Source organism: Cupriavidus sp. 01L45, assembly GCF_056399885.1.
Map to the genome: position 1 here is coordinate 19,179 of NZ_JBFTSG010000035.1, position 17,601 is coordinate 36,779.

18 protein-coding genes are annotated in these 17,601 nt (G+C 67.0%); 14 read left to right on the top strand and 4 right to left on the bottom strand.

The features are described from left to right. The first annotated feature begins 76 nt into the window (after positions 1-76). Entirely contained in the window at positions 77-460 is a 384-nt protein-coding gene (locus AC1DT6_RS23020; RefSeq protein ID WP_035862823.1) for a cupin domain-containing protein, read from the top strand. Positions 461-485: 25 nt separating this feature from the next. Here the strand turns inward: AC1DT6_RS23020 and AC1DT6_RS23025 are convergent, their stop codons facing one another. Then, entirely contained in the window at positions 486-1,025 is a 540-nt protein-coding gene (locus AC1DT6_RS23025) for a hypothetical protein (protein ID WP_441628511.1), read from the bottom strand. Positions 1,026-1,260: 235 nt separating this feature from the next. Then, a complete protein-coding gene (locus AC1DT6_RS23030; protein ID WP_441628509.1) occupies positions 1,261-2,295 on the bottom strand; it encodes a Bug family tripartite tricarboxylate transporter substrate binding protein in 1,035 nt (344 codons plus the stop codon). Positions 2,296-2,537: 242 nt separating this feature from the next. On the opposite strand from AC1DT6_RS23030, the gene AC1DT6_RS23035 reads away from it, so the two are divergent. Beyond that, complete coding sequence (locus tag AC1DT6_RS23035; protein ID WP_477102542.1) at positions 2,538-4,328, top strand: IlvD/Edd family dehydratase; 1,791 nt, start codon at positions 2,538-2,540, stop codon at positions 4,326-4,328. 10 nt (positions 4,329-4,338) lie between these two features. Beyond that, complete coding sequence (locus AC1DT6_RS23040; RefSeq protein WP_441628505.1) at positions 4,339-5,064, top strand: GntR family transcriptional regulator; 726 nt, start codon at positions 4,339-4,341, stop codon at positions 5,062-5,064. Positions 5,065-5,119: 55 nt separating this feature from the next. Here the strand turns inward: AC1DT6_RS23040 and AC1DT6_RS23045 are convergent, their stop codons facing one another. Beyond that, positions 5,120-6,046: a LysR family transcriptional regulator gene (locus tag AC1DT6_RS23045; RefSeq protein WP_441628503.1), complete on the bottom strand. Its 927-nt coding sequence runs from the start codon at positions 6,044-6,046 to the stop codon at positions 5,120-5,122. A gap of 199 nt (positions 6,047-6,245) precedes the next feature. Between AC1DT6_RS23045 and AC1DT6_RS23050 the strand changes: the two genes are divergently transcribed. Beyond that, entirely contained in the window at positions 6,246-7,220 is a 975-nt protein-coding gene (locus tag AC1DT6_RS23050; protein WP_441628501.1) for a 3-hydroxyacyl-CoA dehydrogenase family protein, read from the top strand. A gap of 62 nt (positions 7,221-7,282) precedes the next feature. Beyond that, a complete protein-coding gene (locus AC1DT6_RS23055) occupies positions 7,283-8,125 on the top strand; it encodes a beta-keto acid cleavage family enzyme (protein ID WP_441628499.1) in 843 nt (280 codons plus the stop codon). Positions 8,126-8,148: 23 nt separating this feature from the next. On the opposite strand, the gene AC1DT6_RS23060 is transcribed toward AC1DT6_RS23055, so the two are convergent. Next, positions 8,149-8,415, bottom strand: a complete 267-nt coding sequence (locus AC1DT6_RS23060) for a hypothetical protein (RefSeq protein WP_035862830.1) — start codon at positions 8,413-8,415, stop codon at positions 8,149-8,151. A gap of 109 nt (positions 8,416-8,524) precedes the next feature. On the opposite strand from AC1DT6_RS23060, the gene AC1DT6_RS23065 reads away from it, so the two are divergent. From AC1DT6_RS23065 to AC1DT6_RS23105, 9 genes are all read left to right on the top strand, one after another. Then, a complete protein-coding gene (locus tag AC1DT6_RS23065) occupies positions 8,525-8,758 on the top strand; it encodes a hypothetical protein (protein WP_441628497.1) in 234 nt (77 codons plus the stop codon). A gap of 183 nt (positions 8,759-8,941) precedes the next feature. Then, on the top strand, positions 8,942-9,583 hold the full coding sequence (locus AC1DT6_RS23070; RefSeq protein ID WP_441628495.1) for a CDP-alcohol phosphatidyltransferase family protein: 642 nt from the start codon (positions 8,942-8,944) through the stop codon (positions 9,581-9,583). Positions 9,584-9,613: 30 nt separating this feature from the next. Further along, positions 9,614-11,395: a bifunctional alpha/beta hydrolase/class I SAM-dependent methyltransferase gene (locus tag AC1DT6_RS23075; RefSeq protein ID WP_441628493.1), complete on the top strand. Its 1,782-nt coding sequence runs from the start codon at positions 9,614-9,616 to the stop codon at positions 11,393-11,395. Beyond that, positions 11,395-12,810, top strand: coding sequence for a phosphatase PAP2/dual specificity phosphatase family protein (locus tag AC1DT6_RS23080; RefSeq protein ID WP_477114937.1), 1,416 nt, complete (start codon positions 11,395-11,397; stop codon positions 12,808-12,810). Before AC1DT6_RS23075 ends, AC1DT6_RS23080 begins: the two co-directional genes overlap by 1 nt. Then, positions 12,791-13,261, top strand: a complete 471-nt coding sequence (locus AC1DT6_RS23085; RefSeq protein WP_441628491.1) for a hypothetical protein — start codon at positions 12,791-12,793, stop codon at positions 13,259-13,261. Before AC1DT6_RS23080 ends, AC1DT6_RS23085 begins: the two co-directional genes overlap by 20 nt. A gap of 6 nt (positions 13,262-13,267) precedes the next feature. Continuing rightward, complete coding sequence (locus AC1DT6_RS23090; RefSeq protein WP_477114928.1) at positions 13,268-13,894, top strand: lysophospholipid acyltransferase family protein; 627 nt, start codon at positions 13,268-13,270, stop codon at positions 13,892-13,894. Between the two features lie 6 nt (positions 13,895-13,900). Then, on the top strand, positions 13,901-14,863 hold the full coding sequence (locus tag AC1DT6_RS23095; RefSeq protein WP_441628487.1) for a phosphatidate cytidylyltransferase: 963 nt from the start codon (positions 13,901-13,903) through the stop codon (positions 14,861-14,863). Between the two features lie 147 nt (positions 14,864-15,010). Continuing rightward, the gene (locus AC1DT6_RS23100; protein ID WP_441628485.1) at positions 15,011-16,417 is read left to right on the top strand and encodes a saccharopine dehydrogenase C-terminal domain-containing protein; all 1,407 of its coding nucleotides are present in this window, start codon (positions 15,011-15,013) and stop codon (positions 16,415-16,417) included. Beyond that, positions 16,414-17,586 (top strand): glutathionylspermidine synthase family protein, encoded by a 1,173-nt coding sequence (locus AC1DT6_RS23105; protein WP_441628483.1) that lies wholly within the window; start codon positions 16,414-16,416, stop codon positions 17,584-17,586. Before AC1DT6_RS23100 ends, AC1DT6_RS23105 begins: the two co-directional genes overlap by 4 nt. The last annotated feature ends 15 nt before the right edge of the window (positions 17,587-17,601 follow it).

Sequence of the window (17,601 nt, forward strand, 5' to 3'; positions counted from 1 at the left end):
GGAAAGCGGGGCGGCCTGGCGAGCGCTGATACGGACTTTCCTGATCAGCGCTTTTCGTGTGTACGGGAGGGTTGAGATGGCATCGCTGACGCCGGTACTAGCCTATGAGCGAATCCATGCCGACGCAGCCGGAGAATCCCACTTCGGGCCGGTTGCGATCGAGACCGTCCCCCGCCAGTTCGCTCCGCCCGCGCCGGCGTTCAACGTTTCGGCGTTCGGGCAGGCATCCCGCTACGGTTTCCTGCTGCTGCCTTGCGGGTGGCGCGGCGAACTCCATCCTTCCCCAATCCGCATGTGGATTGTCCTGCTCAGTAGTGAGATGGAGTTCGAAGCTTCGGACGGGCAGCGCCGGTCCCTCGGCGCGGGAAGCGCATTGCTGCTGGAAGACGTTACCGGCAAGGGCCATCTGAGCCGGGTGACGGGCAATGCGGCGGCCTCCATGCTGGTGGTCGAGGTCTAGTTGACCTGGGCAACCGCGCTCCGGCTTATTCCGCTGCCGCGCCCGGCCTGGCGTCGGCCGGTGCTGCCAGCAGCGGCGTTTTGCGCTGCGCGGGTTCGGCTGTTGCTACAGGCAGCGGCTTGGCGCCCGGCAGGCAGGCCGCGACCCACCCCGTCATCGCCACGCTCATGTTGGGCAGGGTGCTGCCATAGTCCGGCAGGAAATCCCGTCCCATCAGGCACCACTGAAACGGATCCTGACCGGTCATCGCGGCGAGCTGGCGTTGCAGTTCGCCGGTAAATTCCCCGTTCGCGCCGAACAGGATTTCTTGCAGGCTGTTGGCATACGCGGCAAAGTGCTCGGTAATCACGTCGGCCAGTTCCGGCCGGAACAAGGCGAAGCCCAGCGGCTGCGTTACCGCTTCGCGAAAGTACTCGCTGCTCTCGGCGACCGCGGCCCTGGCGGTTTCCAGGTTCAGCGCGCCGATCTTCTGGGCCACTTGCGCCCACGCGCCAACCAGGCCAAAAGCCATGCCCGGATAGGGCGCGGGCACTTCGATGACTTCGGAGTGAGAGGGGGTGGCCATAAGCGTCTCCGATGGACGATGCAACGCGTGCGAAGGGATTTCGCCGGTGGCAATCATTGCTTGCTGCGGCGCAGCATTGCGCTTGTCATGATAGGCGCAATCATCGGGGTGTCAAGAGCCGGAGCGAACTGCGCCCGCCGCGTCACTTGCGCGACGGGGCGGGCAACGCCATGCCGGATGCGAGGGCTCGCATGGCCAGCCCTCGGGCGTTCCGCCGCGCTTAGTTCCGCCGCGTTTACTCAGGCTTGACACCGGCTTCCCGGATCACCGCCGTCCATTTCGCCAGCTCGGACTTGATGCGGGCCTGCGTTTGCGCCGGCGTGGTCCAGGTGGCGATGGCACCTTGCTTGAGCAGCGAGGCCTTCACGTCGGGTTCGGCGAGGATCTTCTTCAGTTCCGCGTTGAGCCGGTCCACCACTGGGGCCGGGGTGCCGGCCGGCGCCACGATGCCGAACATGGAGTTGACCTCGAAGTCCTTCAGGCCCGCTTCGCTGGCGGTCGGGACATCAGGCAGCGCCGTCACGCGCTCGCTGGTGGTGACGGCCAGCGCGCGGATCTTGCCGCCTTTGACGTAGGCCTGCGCCGCCGGCACGGTCTCGACCATGCTGAGCACCTGGCCGCCGATCAGATCGGTCATGGCGGGGCCGCTGCCTTTGTACGGCACGTGCAGCATGTCCACGCCCGCCATGCGCTTGAACATCTCGCCGGCCAGGTGCTGCGGCGAACCGTTGCCGGCGGAGGCGAAGGTAATCGTGCCGGGGGTGGATTTGGCCAGCGCGATCAGTTGCGGCAGGCTRCTGGCCTTGACGCTGGGATTGACCACGAACACCAGCGGCACGGTGCCGACGATTGCCACCGGGGCAAAGCTTTTCTCGATGTCATAGGAAACGCGGCTCTTGTACAGCGCAGCGTTGATCGCATGGCTGGTCAGCGCGCCCATCAGCAAGGTGTAGCCGTCGGCCGGAGCCTTGGCCACCAGTTCCGCGCCGATATTGCCGGCGGCGCCGGCACGGTTGTCGACCACGACCTGTTGGCCTAGCGCGCTGGACAGGTGCTGGGCCAGCGTGCGGCCAATGACGTCGGTGGCGCCACCAGGGGGATAGGGCACAACCAGCCGGATCGGCTTGGAAGGATAGTCGGCCGCGGCGGCCAGGCCGGGGAAGGCGATGGCGCCTGCCAGCAACGCGCCGGCAGTGGCCAGGACGGAAAGCAACAGTTGGCGCCGGGGCGCGGAAACGCTGTGGCGAGCGGGGCGTCGAATGCCGGTCATGAGGATCTCCTGCGCCGGGTTGGTATGAATGGGAAAACTTGCGCTGCAGTGCAGCGCGGGACGCCCGGCTCGTCGCTACGGCAGAGTGTAGGGGGCGTCTCTTGATTGAAGAATCAGAAGTTTTCTATCGACTGATCTGAATTTTCAATTAAAGCCAGCGGATCCAATTTCCCATTGCGTCGGTATTGCCGTGCCAGCTATCATGCCCTCCTGGATTATCAATAATATTATTGGAGATAAGAATGGCCGGCTCCCAGGACTCCCCCAAGAACCCCTCTACTGCGGCGCAGGACCCCTTCGAGCCCGCGCATGACGCCGAGAGCGGGCTGGGCAAGGGGCTGACCAACTACGGTGACAAGGGCTTTTCGCTGTTTCTGCGCAAGGCCTTCATCAAGGGCGCGGGCTATACCGACGACGCGCTTTCGCGCCCGGTGATCGGCATCGTCAACACCAACAGCAGCTACAACCCTTGCCATGGCAACGCACCGCAGTTGGTGGAAGCCGTGAAGCGCGGCGTCATGCTGGCGGGCGGGCTGCCGGTGGACTTTCCCACCATCTCGGTGCATGAGAGCTTCTCCGCGCCGACCAGCATGTACCTGCGCAACCTCATGTCGATGGACACCGAGGAAATGATCCGCGCCCAGCCGATGGATGCGGTGGTACTGATCGGCGGTTGCGACAAGACGGTGCCCGCGCAACTGATGGGCGCGGCCTCGGCCGGCGTGCCGGCGATCCAGCTGGTCACGGGTTCGATGCTGACCGGCTCGCATCGCGGCGAGCGCGTGGGTGCCTGCACGGACTGCCGCCGCTATTGGGGCCGCTACCGCGCCGAGGAGATCGACGCGGCCGAGATTGCCGACGTGAACAACCAGCTCGTTGCCAGCGTGGGCACCTGCTCGGTGATGGGCACGGCCAGCACCATGGCCTGCCTGACCGAGGCGCTCGGCATGATGGTGGCGGGCGGCGCCTCGGCGCCAGCGGTCACAGCCGACCGCGTGCGGGTGGCCGAGCGCACCGGCACCACCGCCGTGGCCATGGCCCGCTCCGGCCTGACGCCGGACCGTATCCTTACCGGCAAGGCCATCGAGAACGCCATCCGCGTGCTGCTGGCCATCGGCGGGTCCACCAACGGCATCGTGCACCTGACCGCCATCGCCGGCCGGCTGGGCATCGACATCGACCTGGCGGGGCTGGACCGCATGAGCCGCGAGACGCCGGTACTGGTTGACCTGAAACCCTCCGGCCAGCACTACATGGAAGACTTCCACGCGGCGGGCGGCATGCCGGCGCTGCTGCGCGAGCTGCGCCCGCTGCTGCATCTCGACACGCTCACCGTATCCGGCCGCACGCTGGGCGAGGAACTGGACGCCGCGCCCGCGCCGTTCGCGCAGGATGTGATCCGTCCCTTCGATGCGCCGATCTACCCGGTGGGGGGCCTTGCCGTGCTGCGCGGCAACCTCGCTCCGGGTGGCGCCATCATCAAGCAGTCCGCCGCCGATCCGGTGCTGATGGAGCATGAAGGGCGCGCGGTGGTGTTCGAGAATGCCGAGGACATGGCCCTGCGCATCGACGACGAGACTCTCGACGTGAGGGCCAACGACATCCTGGTGCTCAAGCGCATCGGGCCAACCGGCGCCCCCGGCATGCCCGAGGCCGGCTATATGCCGATTCCCAGGAAGCTTGCACGCGCCGGCGTCAAGGACATGGTGCGCATCTCGGACGGCCGCATGAGCGGAACCGCGGCCGGCACCATCGTGCTGCACGTTACGCCGGAAGCCGCCATCGGCGGCCCGCTTGCCCACGTGCGCAGCGGTGACCGCATCCGCTTGTCGGTAGCCCGGCGCGAGATATCCCTGCTGGTCGACGACGCCGAACTGGCGCGCCGTGCGGCCGAGCATGAGGTGGTGCGGCCCACCGCCGAGCGCGGCTATCGCAAGCTGTTCCTGGCCACGGTGACGCAGGCCGACCAGGGCGTGGACTTCGATTTCCTCCGCGCCGCGCAGACCAACGAAACCGTGCCGCGCCAGTCCTGAGGGCCTTGTCATGGATCGACCAACCCGTGCAGGTACGCATGCGCAGGCGGTGCAGGGCAACCAGGACGATGCGCCCGGCAGCGGTGCGGATGCGCTGCTGGCCGCCGCCGCCATCCTCGAGGAAGACATCGTCTTCGGCTTGCTGAGTCCGCGCGAGCGGCTGGTCGAGGACGACCTGATGGCGCGCTTTGGCCTGAAGCGCCATGTGGTGCGCCAGTTGCTTGTCACGCTGGAAGGCATGGGCGTGGTCGAGCGCAAGCGCAATGTCGGTGCCGTGGTGCGGGCCTTTCCGGCGCGCGAGGTGATGGAGCTGTATGCCTTGCGGGAGGTGCTGGAAGCGCACGCCGCCAGCCTGATCGCGCTGCCGGTGCCGCCGGTGCGCCTGCAGGCGCTGGTGTCGGTGCAGCAGGAACACGACGTCGCCGTAGCCGCCGGCGATGCGCGCGCCGTGTTCCGCATCAACCAGCGCTTTCATCGCGAGCTGTTCGCGCTGGTCGATAACGCGGTGCTGCGGCAAGCCATCGAGGAATACGCGCGGCGCGCCCATCCGATCCGCTTTGGCTCGCTGGCGGCGGCGGGCTATCGCGAACGCGCCAGGCAGGAGCACTGGGCCATGATCGAAGCATTGCGCGAAGGGCGGCGCGAGGCATTGATTGCGCTGTGCCGCAATCACCTGCTGCCTTCGCGCGATGCTTACCTTGCGGCGGAGCGTGAACGCGCCGGCGGGCCGGCATAGTATTGATTCGCGTGCCACCAGGCCGGCGCGCCGGGCGAGGTGGCCGTCACGCCTCTCATACGGCTGCGGGCACGCCGCCGCCGGCCTGGGCCAAGTGGGCGCGCAACACGCCGACCAGAGCCGCCGCCGCCGGCGACAGGCTGCGGTTGCGCGCTGTCACCAGCCCGATGGAGCGCTCCGTCACCGGCGCGGTGAGCAGGCGCTCGACGATGCCGGACTGGCGCACGGTGCCGGCCGCGATCTCCGGCAGCGCGGCAACGCCGAAGCCGCATTCCACCATCGCCGCGATGGTGGCAAGGTGCTCGGCCTCGAACACCGGCTGGAAGCGGATCCGGTTCTGCAGGAAAGCCCATTCGGCATACTGGCGCACGCTGCTGGGGTGCGTCATCGAAACGTGTTCGGCGCTGACGGTGTCGGCCCACCGCAGCGGCCCCTTGCCCTGCGCCAGCGGGTGCTCGCCGGGAATCAGCAGCACGAAGCGGTCCGACATCATGGGGTCATAGTGCAGGTCGGCCTGCTGCGGATCGGCTGCTGTCAGCGCGAAATCCACCTCGCCGGCGCGCACCAGGTCGAAAGCGGGGCCGGAGAGCGTGTCGTAGACCTTCAGCGCAACCTTGGGGTGGTCCCGGCGATAGGCCATCAGCACGCGCGGCAGCAAACGGGCGGCCAGCGACGGCAGGGCGGCCACGGCAACCTGGCCGCGTTCGGCGCTGGCAATGCCGCTGACCGCATCGATGGCATCGCGGAAGGCCGCCTGCAGGATCGCCGCCTGCTGCATGAAGACCTCGCCCGCCGCGGTCAGCCGCACCGTGCGCGTGGTGCGGTCGAACAGCCGCACGCCCAGGGAATCCTCAATGCGCAGGATCTGGGTCGAAAGCGCCGACTGCGACAAGTGCAACTGCCCCGCGGCCTGGCGGAAGTTAAGGGTCCGGCCAAGCACCAACGTGGTCTCGACATCGCGCATCGACAGGTTGATTTTCATGGGATTGATCTCATCTGCCGATCATTTTATCCAAAAAATCTGATTCATCAATCAAAGCGGCTTGTCTACACTGGCGCTCGATCCCGCCAGACCGGGGCGCCATGACCAATGGCAAAGCGCTGCGTTAGCCATATTTGCATGGCAAGCGTGGTCACGCTGCCCCAACGACAACGCCCGACAGACAGTACAAAGGAACACCATGGCCGAAGCCCCCGTAACCTTTTCTCTAGCCGCTCCCGGCGCCACCCATGCCGTGGTGGTGGGCGGCGGCACCATGGGCGCCGACGTGGCCGTGGTGCTCGCCCGCGCGCACTGCCGCACCACGGTGGTGGAGACCGAGGCGCAGCGCGCCGCCGCGGTGGCGGCAAAGGTCGCCGCCAATCTTGCGGCGATCGGGCCGGCAGCCGAAGCCGGCCTGGCCGGGCTGACCGTGGCCCCATCGCTCGAAGCCGTCGACTGGAGCACCGTGGACCTGGTGATCGAATGCATTCCCGAGCGGCTCGACATCAAGCGCGCCCTGTTCGCCGACCTGGTGCAGCGCGCGCGCCCCGACGCCATGCTTGCCAGCAATAGTTCCAGCTTTCCGATCAGCGCCATCGGCGAAGGCCTGCCCACCCGCGAGCGCATGTTCGGCTTGCATTTCTTCATGCCTGCGCACCTGGTTCCGCTGGTGGAGGTGGTGTTGGGAGAGGGCAGTGCCGAGGCTGGCGCGGACGCCCTGATCGCCTTCATGCGCCGTTGCGGCATGGTGCCGGTCAAGGTGAAGAAAGACTTGCCCGGTTTCCTCGCCAATCGCCTGCAGCACGCCTTGTCGCGCGAAGCTTTCGATCTGATCGACCGCGGCATCGCTTCGCCCGAGGATGTGGACGCGGCGGTGCGCTTCGGCTTTGGCTTCCGCTTCCTGGCCGCAGGGCCGGTCATGCAGCGCGACCATGCCGGCATCGACGTGCACGCGGCGGCCGGCGCTACCATGTATCCCACCTTCAACAACTCGGCGGTGCCGGCCCGGTGCCTGACCGAGCGCGCGGCGGACGGCCGCCACGGCATGAAGAGCGGCGAAGGGTTTTACCAGTGGACGCCCGAGACCATCGCGGCCGAACGTGAGCGTTACGATCGCTTGCTGCGCGCGGGGCTAGACCTGATCGCGCCGGAGCTGCCCAAGATCCAACCCTGAACCTTTCAGTATCCGACTGAGGCCTGCCGGGCGACCCCGGCCACACCGACACCGAGTGCAATATGAGTGAACAAATCTTGCTGGCGGATTCGCCGCTGATCATTACCGTGGCGCCCAATGGCGCCTACAAGACCGCCGCCGACCACCAGGCCGTGCCGACGACCGCGGCGGCGCTGGCGGCCGAGGCGCGGGCTTGCCTCGAAGCCGGCGCGGCCATGATGCACATGCACGTGCGCCAGCCCGACGGGCGCCACTCCCTGGATGCGCAGATCTATCGCGAAGCGCTTGCCGCCGTGAAGCGGGAGGTCGGCGATCAACTGCTGGTGCAGGTGACCAGCGAAGCCGCCGGCATCTACCGCGCCGCGGAACAGATCGCGATGGTGCGCGAACTCCGTCCCGAGGCGGTTTCCATCGGCTTGCGCGAAATCGCGGTGCCGGATATCCCCGAGGCGGAACTGGGCGATTTCCTGGGCTGGCTGGCGCGGGAGCGGGTGATGGCGCAGATGATCCTGTACGACGCGGCCGATGTAGCGCGCTGGCAAGCGCTGCGCGCGCGCGGCCTGGTGCCGCCGGGGGCATGGTCGGTGCTGTTTGTGCTGGGCCGGTATTCGGCGGGGCAGGTTTCGTCACCACGCGACCTGCTGCCGTTCCTGCAGGCCTTCGACGGCACGCTGCCGTGGGCGATCTGCGCCTTCGGGCGCGAGGAGAATGCCTGCGTGACCACGGCCGCCGCCTTTGGCGGGCATGTGCGGGTGGGCTTCGAGAACAACCTGAAGCTGCGCGATGGCAGCACCGCGCCAGGCAACGCGGCGCTTGTCGGGCAGGCGGCGGAGGGAGCGCGGACGCTGGGCCGCCCGCTAGCCACGGCCGAGCAGGCCAGGCATATCTACAGCGAGATCCGCTGAATCCCGGCGATCAGCGAGGAGGCTCATGCGCCGTCGCTGAACTTGTCGCGCGTGCCGTTGCGGGCGCCGTCGGTGAAGGGGTCGCGCGCGCCGTTGTGCGCGCCATCGGTGAACGGGTCGCGCGCACCGAGCTTGCTGGCGCCCTGCGTATAGATATCCCGGGCCTGGCCGGTGGCGGCACCGTCAAGGTACGGGTCGACACTGCGCGAGGCGGCGCTGGCGAGGCCGGCGGCACCGGCCAGCGTGGTGGCAATGGCAGTGGCCAGCAGGGCTTGCTTGAGAGTACGCATTCTTTTTCTCCGAGGATTCAAGGGGGCGGCGACCGGCATGGATCGACCGTGCTGACAGTCTAAAAAGCACGCGCCCACGGCAACATGACTGGCACATGACAATGCTGTCATGCATGTCCCCGACCGCCAGGCCGGGCAGCCAGGTACTCAACCACTGCCCGCGCTATGCCGTGCGGTTGCTGGCCCGGCCTTTCGATTTCTCCAAATTCTTGCAATTTCGCGCAATGCCCGTCAGGACATCCAAAATATTGCGAAATCGCGCCGCATCTCCAATCATGTAAAGCAACGCAGCGCGCTGCCGCAGCCTGTCAAACGTGTCTTGAATGTGTCGAAAATCTCATAAATTCTTAAAAAATGACGTAAGCGTGCAATATCCGGCTATGCTTGCCGATTGTCGGGAACGCAGCACACCGGACGGGCGCCAAGGAGGCGGCCGGGAGGCCGGGGCAGGGAACTGACATGGCCGGTTGCCGTGCGTACAGGCACCATGGCCGCCAATAACATAAGGCCTCAACGGCCATGGAACATGACGCTTTACCAGATCAAACCGAAATTCCAGGCACTTCTGCGACCGTTGGTGAAGCACCTCGCCGCGCGCGGCGTGACCGCCAACCAGGTGACGCTCGCCGCCGCCGCGGGCTCATTGGTCATTGGCGCCCTGGTGGCCGCGCTGGCCTGGCTGCCCGCAGTCTTCCTGCTGATGCCAGTCTGGCTGTTCATGCGCATGGCCCTTAACGCCGTCGACGGCATGCTGGCGCGCGAACATGGCCAGCAAAGCGTGCTGGGCGCCTATCTCAACGAACTGGGCGACATCGTCTCCGATCTTGCGCTGATCCTGCCATTTGCCCTGGTTTCGCCTTTCGGCGCGGGGGAGGTCATGGTCTTCGCCGTCCTGGCCGTGATCGTCGAGTGCGCCGGCCTGATCGGGCCGCTGGCCGGCGCCAGCCGGCGCTATGACGGCCCGCTTGGCAAGAGCGACCGGGCCCTGGTGCTGGGCGCGCTGGGCTTGTGGGTCGGGCTCGGCCTGAGCCTCGCATATGCCGCGCACTGGTTGTGGGTACTGTTGTCGCTGCTGTCGCTGCTTACCATCGCCAACCGGGTGCGCCGCGGCGTGGCCGAGGCGGAACAGCTACGCCAGGCACGTGCACAGGCGGCACCGCGCGCCTGATCCTCTTCCCAACCCGTGGAGTGATACTACGTGGATAGTCAAACCAGCCGTACCCCCGTCGAGGCGCAGTTCGAAACCCACGATGGCCAGTCGCTGTTCTACCGGCATTGGCCAACCGCGGACAACGCACCGCAGGGCGCCGTCGTGCTGTTCCACCGCGGGCATGAGCACTCGGGCCGTATCGCCCACCTGGTGGACGAACTGGGCTTGCCCGGCCACGCATTCTTCGCCTGGGACGCGCGCGGCCATGGACGTTCGCCCGGCGAGCGCGGCTATAGCCCCAGCCTGGCCACGTCCGTGCGCGATATCCAGACCTTTGTCGACCATATCGCGGCGGTCCATGGCATCCCGGTGGAACGCATCGCGGTGGTAGCCCAGAGCGTGGGCGCGGTACTGGCTTCCACCTGGGTGCATGACTATGCACCGCGGATTCGCTGCCTGGTGCTTGCCTCGCCAGCGTTCAAGGTCAAGCTTTACGTGCCGTTCGCGCGGCCAGGCCTGAAGCTCATGCACAAGCTGCGTGGCAAGTTCTTCGTCGACAGCTACGTCAAGGCGAAGTTCCTGACGCACGACCTGGAACGCATTGCCAGTTATCAGCAAGATCCGCTGATTACGCGTCCGATCGCGGTCAATATCCTGCTGGATCTCTACGAGACGGCCGATCGTATCGTGGCCGATGCGGCCGCCATCACTGTGCCCACGCAATTGCTGATCTCTGGCGCCGACTGGGTGGTGCACCGCGCGCCGCAGGACGCGTTTTACGAGCGCCTGGGTTCCAGCGTCAAGGAGCGCATCGTGCTGGACGGCTTCTACCACGACACCCTCGGCGAGCGCGATCGGGCGCAGGCTGTGGCGGCGGCGCGGCGCTTTATCGTGCGCGAGTTCGAATCGCCATCGCCGCCTGTCACGCTGCTCGACGCCGACCGCAGCGGCGCTTTCAAGGAAGAGTCAGACCGGCTGGCGCGTCCGCTGTCCGCGGCCAGCCCGGCCGGCATCTACTGGGCCTTGACGCGGGCTGGCCTGAAATTCGGCGGCCTGCTGTCCGACGGCGTGCGGCTCGGGCACCAGACCGGATTCGATTCGGGCTCCACGTTGGATTACGTTTACTGTAATCAGGCGCAAGGGCGGTTTGGCGTCGGTCCGGTGGTCGACCGCAACTACCTGGACGCCATCGGCTGGCGGGGGATTCGCCAGCGCAAGGTGAATATCGAGGAACTGCTGGGCATGGCCATCGGCAGCCTGCGCGCTGCCGGCGCGCCGGTGCGCATCGTCGATATCGCCGCGGGCCACGGCCGCTACGTCCTGGAGGCGCTGGCCGCCAAGGGCTTCAATGGCACTGCCGCGCAACAGGTGCAAAGCATTCTGCTGCGCGACTACAGCGATATCAACGTCATGCAGGGGCGCGCGCTGATCCGCAGCAAGGGGCTTTCCGATATCGCCCGCTTCGAGAAGGGCGACGCCTTCGACGGCGACGATCTCGCGGCGCTCGACCCGGCTCCCACGCTGGCCATTGTCTCCGGCCTCTATGAACTGTTCGGCGACAACGCCATGGTGGCGCGTTCGCTGGGCGGACTGTCGCGCGCGGTGCCCCCCGGCGGCTATCTGGTCTATACCGGCCAGCCCTGGCACCCGCAGCTGGAATTCATCGCGCGCGCGCTCACCAGCCACCGTGCCGGCTCGGCGTGGGTGATGCGGCGCCGCTCGCAGGCGGAGATGGACGAACTGGTCCGGCAGGCTGGTTTCGAGAAGGTTGCGCAGCGTATCGATCCGTGGGGCATCTTCACGGTCAGCCTGGCGCGCAGGACGGCATGATGCTGCGCGAGCAGGGCGAGGACAGGGCGGGAAGGGGAGCTGCCGTGGCGCCCGCCGAGGCTCGTCCATGGGGCCTGGCGCTGGTCCTGCTGGCCGGCATGGGGGCCTTGTTCTTTTCCTCGTATGGTCTGGCCAACTGGCTGGCGAGCCAGCGCGCCGAAGTCCCGTTCTTTTACTTTGAATGGGAGCGGCGCATACCCTTCGTGCCCTGGAGCATCGTGCCGTACTGGTCGATCGACCTGCTCTACGGCTTGTCGTTCTTCCTGTGGCGCACGCGTGCCGAACTGCTCGTGCACGCCAGGCGCCTGCTGGCGGCGCAAGTGATCTCGGTGGCGTGTTTCATCGCCTTCCCCTTGCGCTTTGCCTTCGACCGCCCGCAGGCTGACGGCTTGCCCGGTCACCTGTTCACGTTGCTGGGTGGCTTCGACAAGCCGTTCAACCAGGCGCCCTCGCTGCATATCAGCTTGCTGGTGATCCTGTGGGTGGCTTACGCCATCCACGCGCGAGGCGGATGGCGCTGGCTGCTGCACGGCTGGTTCGTCCTGATTGGCGTGTCGGTGCTGACCACATACCAGCACCATGCCATCGACGTGCCTACCGGCTGGCYGGTGGGCTGGTTCTGCGTCTTCCTGTTTCCCTTCGGGCAGGGGCGGTGGATTGGCGGGCCCGCTGCCCGCGCCCGCACGCGGCAGCTTGCCGGGCGCTACGCCGCCGGTGCCGTGGCCGTAGGCGCGGTTGCCTTGGCGCTGTTGCCGGTGTCGGCGCTCGCGGCGCTGCTGCTGGGCTGGCTGGCCCTGTCCCTGGCTTGTGTCGCGGCGATATACCGGCAAGGCGTGCCTGGCCTGTTCCAGAAGGGACACGACGGCACGATGCCGATGGCCGCGCACTGGGTGCTGGCGCCTTATCTGCTAGGGGCGCTCGCCAATTCGCGCTGGTGGACCCGCAGCCAGTCCGGCGCCAGCGAGATCGTGCCCGGGCTTTGGGTCGGCCGTTTTCCCGGCGGCGGCGAACTGCGCCGGCTCGGGGCGGATGCCGTGCTGGACCTGACCGCCGAGCTGCCGCGGCTGGCAAGCGCTACGCTGTATCGTTGCGTGCCGGTGCTGGACCTGACCGTGCCGACGCAGGCGCAACTGGATGAAGCGGTGGCCGTGCTCGACACATGGCATCGCGACGGCCGCAAAGTGCTTGTATGCTGCGCGCTTGGCTACTCGCGCAGCGCGCTGGTGGCAGCCGCCTGGCTGGCAGGCCGTGCCGGCGCGCACGATGCCGGACAGGCGCTGGCGCTGCTGCGCAAGGGCCGGCCGGCCGTGGTGCTGGGCCCGGACAGCGTGGACGCGCTATCGCAATTCGTCGGCCGCCGGCAGGCGGCTGCACAGTCTTCAGGGGGAGCAGGCTATGTCGGTCCCGATGCATGATGACGAGCCCCTCGGCGTTGCCGCGCAGCGCTGGGTGGCGCACGCCGCGGTGGGTGGCCTCGACGGCGCGGCACGGCTGCTCTGGGCCGGGCTGGTGCTGGCGCTGATCAACCTGCTGCTGGCCGGCACCTTGTCGCCGGCGGGCCAGGTCTACCTGGTGCTGGGCATCGTGGCGGCCCTGTCCGGCGCCGTGCAGTTGTGGCTGCTGGCGCGGGTGGCAATCGATCACCGGCTGTTCGCGGCGCTTGCCGATATTTCGCAAAGCGCCGGCACGGACGAGATGCTGGGCTCGCTGGACCAGGCGCTCGTGCGGCTGGGCTGGGCCAGGCCCGGGTCCGGCGGGCGCTCCCTGGCGCAACGCGCTCGCGGCGCATTGCGCTTCCTTCACTGGGCGGGGGCGCTGGCTGCCCTCCAATTACTGGTGGCCTTGCTGCTACTGCTGCTGAGATAACGGAAGATGTGGCTTTCCAAACTGGTGGCACGCGCCATCATCCTGTTCGCGGGCCTGCTGACCGGCATGCAGGCCCGCTGGAACGGCTGCCTGCCCGCCGCGGTGCAGCGCATCTACTTTGCCAACCACAGCAGCCACGGCGATTTCGTGCTGATCTGGGGCTGCCTGCCGCCGGACCTGCGGYCGCTGACGCGGCCGGTGGCGGGCGCGGACTACTGGAACAAATCGGGCTTGCGCCGTTTCATCGGCAAGGATGTGTTCAACGCGCTGCTGATCGACCGCACACGCAGCGACCCGGGCAGCGACCCGGTGGCACTGATGGAGCATGCCGTGCGCCGCGGCGACTCGCTGATCCTGTTTCCCGAAGGCACGCGCAATACCACCGACGAGCGGCTCCTGCCCTTCAAGAGCGGCATCTACCACCTGGCGTGCGTTTGCCGGGACGTGGAGTTCGTCCCCGTGTGGATCGATAACCTCAACCGCGTGATGCCCAAGGGCGAGTTCGTGCCGGTGCCGCTGCTGTGCACCGTTACCTTCGGCAAGCCGCTGACCCTTGGCGCGGAAGAAGCCAAGGACGATTTCCTGGCGCGCTGCCGCGCAGGCCTGTTGTCGCTGGCGCCTGCGCTGGACTGAGAACCTATGAACCTTCCTCACCTGACCATGATGCACGAGACCTGGCTGCTGTTCGGCGGGGTGCTGGGCGTGCTTGTGCTGGCCTCCATCGTGACCGCGCTGCTGCGCTGGCGCATTGCCCGGGGCGGCCCGCATGCGGTGATCGATAATCTGGCCGCGCGGGTATCGGCGTGGTGGTGGATGATCGGCGTGCTCGGGGTGGCGTTCGCCGCGGGGCGGACCGCCATTGTCGTGCTGTTTTATCTGTTGTCGTTCTTCGCCTTGCGCGAGTTCATCACCATCACCACCACCCGGCGCGGCGATCACCGCGCCATCGTCGCCGCCTTCTTCGTCTTCCTGCCGCTGCAGTATGTGCTGGTGCATATCGGCTGGTATGGGCTGTTTTCGATTTTTATCCCGGTCTACGCCTTCCTGATCCTGCCCATCCTCTCGGCGCTGTCGGCGGAGACCACGCGCTTCCTCGAACGCTGCGCGGGAGTGCAGTGGGCAGTGATGATCTGCGTGTTCTGCATCTCGCACGTGCCTGCGTTGCTGACCTTGCCGATTCCCGGCTTCGAGGATCGCAACCTGTTGCTGATCGCCTTCCTGGTGATCGTGGTGCAGGGCAGCGACGTGTTGCAGTACGTGTGGGGCAAGCTGCTCGGCAAGACCAAGATCGCGCCGCTGCTGTCGCCGTCGAAGACGGTGGAAGGCTTTATCGGCGGCGTGGCCAGCGCCACCGCGCTGGGTGCCTCGCTGTGGTGGATCACGCCCTACGGCTCTCCCTGGAAAGCGGGCCTGATCGCGCTGGTGATTGCCTTGATGGGTTTCCTTGGCGGACTGGTGATGTCGGCCATCAAGCGCGACCGCAACATCAAGGACTGGGGCCACATGATCCAGGGCCACGGCGGCATGCTGGACCGGCTGGATTCCGTAGTGTTCGCCGCGCCGATCTTCTTCCACATCACCCGTTACTGGTGGGTGCCCTGAGCGGAGCGTCCGCGCGCCGCCCCGTTCTCGCCCATTGGTCTCATCCATTCACTTCGCCATTCAGTCTGTCACCTTGAGTCGTCTTGAAGGCGTACGGACTCTTTACCGGTACGGCACCCGAGGTGCCCGGCCGGCAGCCATATCACCATGTCAAGCAAGCGCATCGAGCAAATCGTTATTGTCGGGTTCGGCTGCATCGGCCAGGCCATCCTGCCATTGCTGGCCCATGCCTACCCGGAGGCCGCCGTCACGGTGGTGGACCGGGCGATGGACGCGCACCGGCTGTCACTCGCGTCGCAATACCGCGCGGCGCCAGTGCATGCCACCGTCACACCCGGGAGCCACACCCGGCTGCTGGGCCCGTTGCTCGGGCCGCAAACCTTCCTGCTCAACCTGGCGCCTGCAGTATGCAGCCGCGACCTGATCGCGCTCGCGCAGGCGCACCAGTCGCTTTACCTCGATAGCGGCATCGAGCCCTGGGACTACGAGGACGCTGCGGACGCTTCCCCGCTCGGCAATTACGCCTTGCGCAGCGAAATGCTGGCGTTTGCCCACGGCCGCGAGCGGATGTCCACCGCGCTGGTCGCGCACGGCGCCAACCCCGGCCTGGTTTCCCTGCTGGTCAAGGCCGCCTTGCTGAAACTGGCGCGGCACGCGGGCATCCCCGGCTTGCCCGACGCGCAGCCAGCGGATCGGGCCGGCTGGGCCGCGCTCGCGCGCCGGCTCGATGTGCGCGTGATCCAGGTGGCCGAGTACGACAGCCAGTCCGCGCCGGGCTATCCCGCGCACGGCGAGTTCGCCAACACCTGGTCGGCCGACGGCTTCATCACCGAATGCCTGCAGGACGCCGAACTCGGGTGGGGCAGCCATGAGCCGGCGCTGCCCCCGGAGGGCAGGCGCCACAGCTACGGCAGCGGCGCGGCCATCGTGCTGGACCGGCCCGGCCATCGCACGCGCGTGCGTTCCTGGTCCGCGCTGCATGGGCCGTTCGATGCCTACCTGATCACGCACAACGAGTCGATCTCGATTGCCGAGTACCTCAGTTGTACCGCGCATGGGCAGCCGCCGTACCGGCCCACCGCCTACTACGCCTATCGGCCCACCCGGGCCACGCTGGCTTCGATGCAGTGGCTGGGCGAGCGCGACGCAGGCCGTATTGCCAGCCACCGTATCCTCAAGGCAGAGATCACGGATGGCGTGGACGAACTCGGCGTGCTGCTGATGAGCGGACGTTACGGCGCGGTGTGGCACGGTTCGCAACTCGACATACAGCGGGCTCGCGCACTGGCGCCGCACAACTCCGCCACCAGCCTGCAGGTGGCTTCCAGCATCGTCGCCGCGATGCGCTGGGCGCAGGCCAATCCGGCGCGTGGTGTCACCGAGTCCGATGCCATGGATCACCAGGCGGTGCTTGAGCACGCCGCCGGGTGGTGGGCGCCGCTGGTTACCCGCTTTACCGACTGGACGCCCATGCCGGGCCGCCGCACGCTGGCCTTCGACGAATTCCTCCTTGCCGCTCCCGCGCCCCTGGCCGCGGAAATTGCCCTGCCATGAAACGTGTTCCACAGACCCCGCGCGCCGACTGGCCGCAGCAGCTTGAGCGCATCGGCTTTCATTTCCACTCGCTCGACGAACAGAACCTGCCGCGCCAGGTAGACCGCAATACCTTCTTCTACTGGCGCGAGGATGTTGCCTATGAGTTTGAGGCACAGGAGATCGAGGCGCTGTATGCCGCGGCGCTGGACCTGAACCAGCGCTGCCTGGAGGCCGTGCAGCACGTGATCGACCACGACCTGTTTGCGCGGCTCGCCATTGCCCCGGATTTCGCGGAGCTGATCCGCACCTCCTGGGATCGCGACGAGCCGACGCTGTTTGGCCGCTTCGACATGACCATGGATGCGCTTGGCGTGCCCAAGATGTACGAGTTCAACGCCGATACGCCCACCTCGCTGATCGAGTCGAGCCTGGCGCAGTGGTTCTGGAAGGAGGCCGTGCGGCCGGATGCCGACCAGTTCAACAGCCTGCACGAAGCGCTCGTGTCGCGCTGGCAATGGCTGCGCCGCCATTACCGCGACGCCACGGTATTGCACTTCGCCTGCATGTATGACAGCCAGGAAGATGTCTGCAATGTGGAGTACCTGATGGATACGGCGCTGCAGGCGGGCTGGTCGGTCAAGATGACCGAACTGGCGGAGGTTGGCTCCGATGGACGCGGCGGGTTCTTCGACGGCGACGACCGGCCGATGGAACTGGTGTTCAAGCTTTATCCGTGGGAATGGATGGCCACTTCCGATTACCGTGCCGAACTGGCGGGCAGCGCGGTGCGCTGGGTCGAGCCGCCATGGAAGGCCGTGCTGTCCAACAAGGCCATCCTGCCGATCCTGTGGGACTTGTTCCCCGGCCATCCCAATTTGCTGGAGGCTTCGTTCAGCGAGGGCACCTTTGCGGGGCGCTCATACGCGAGGAAGCCCTTCCTGTCGCGTGAGGGCGAAAGCGTGTCGCTGGTGACGCCGCAGGGCCGCTTCGAGAATCCCGGCGAGTACGGCGAGGAAGGCTTCATCTACCAGGCCTACGCGCCCGCGCAGCGCTTTGACGAACGGTTCACCACGCTCGGCGTATGGCTTGTGGATGACGTGCCCGCCGGCCTGTGCGTGCGTGAGGAACTGGGTCCGATCGCGAAGAACACCAGCTTCTTCGTCCCGCATTATTTTCAGCAATCGTAAGCCCGGAGAAAGACA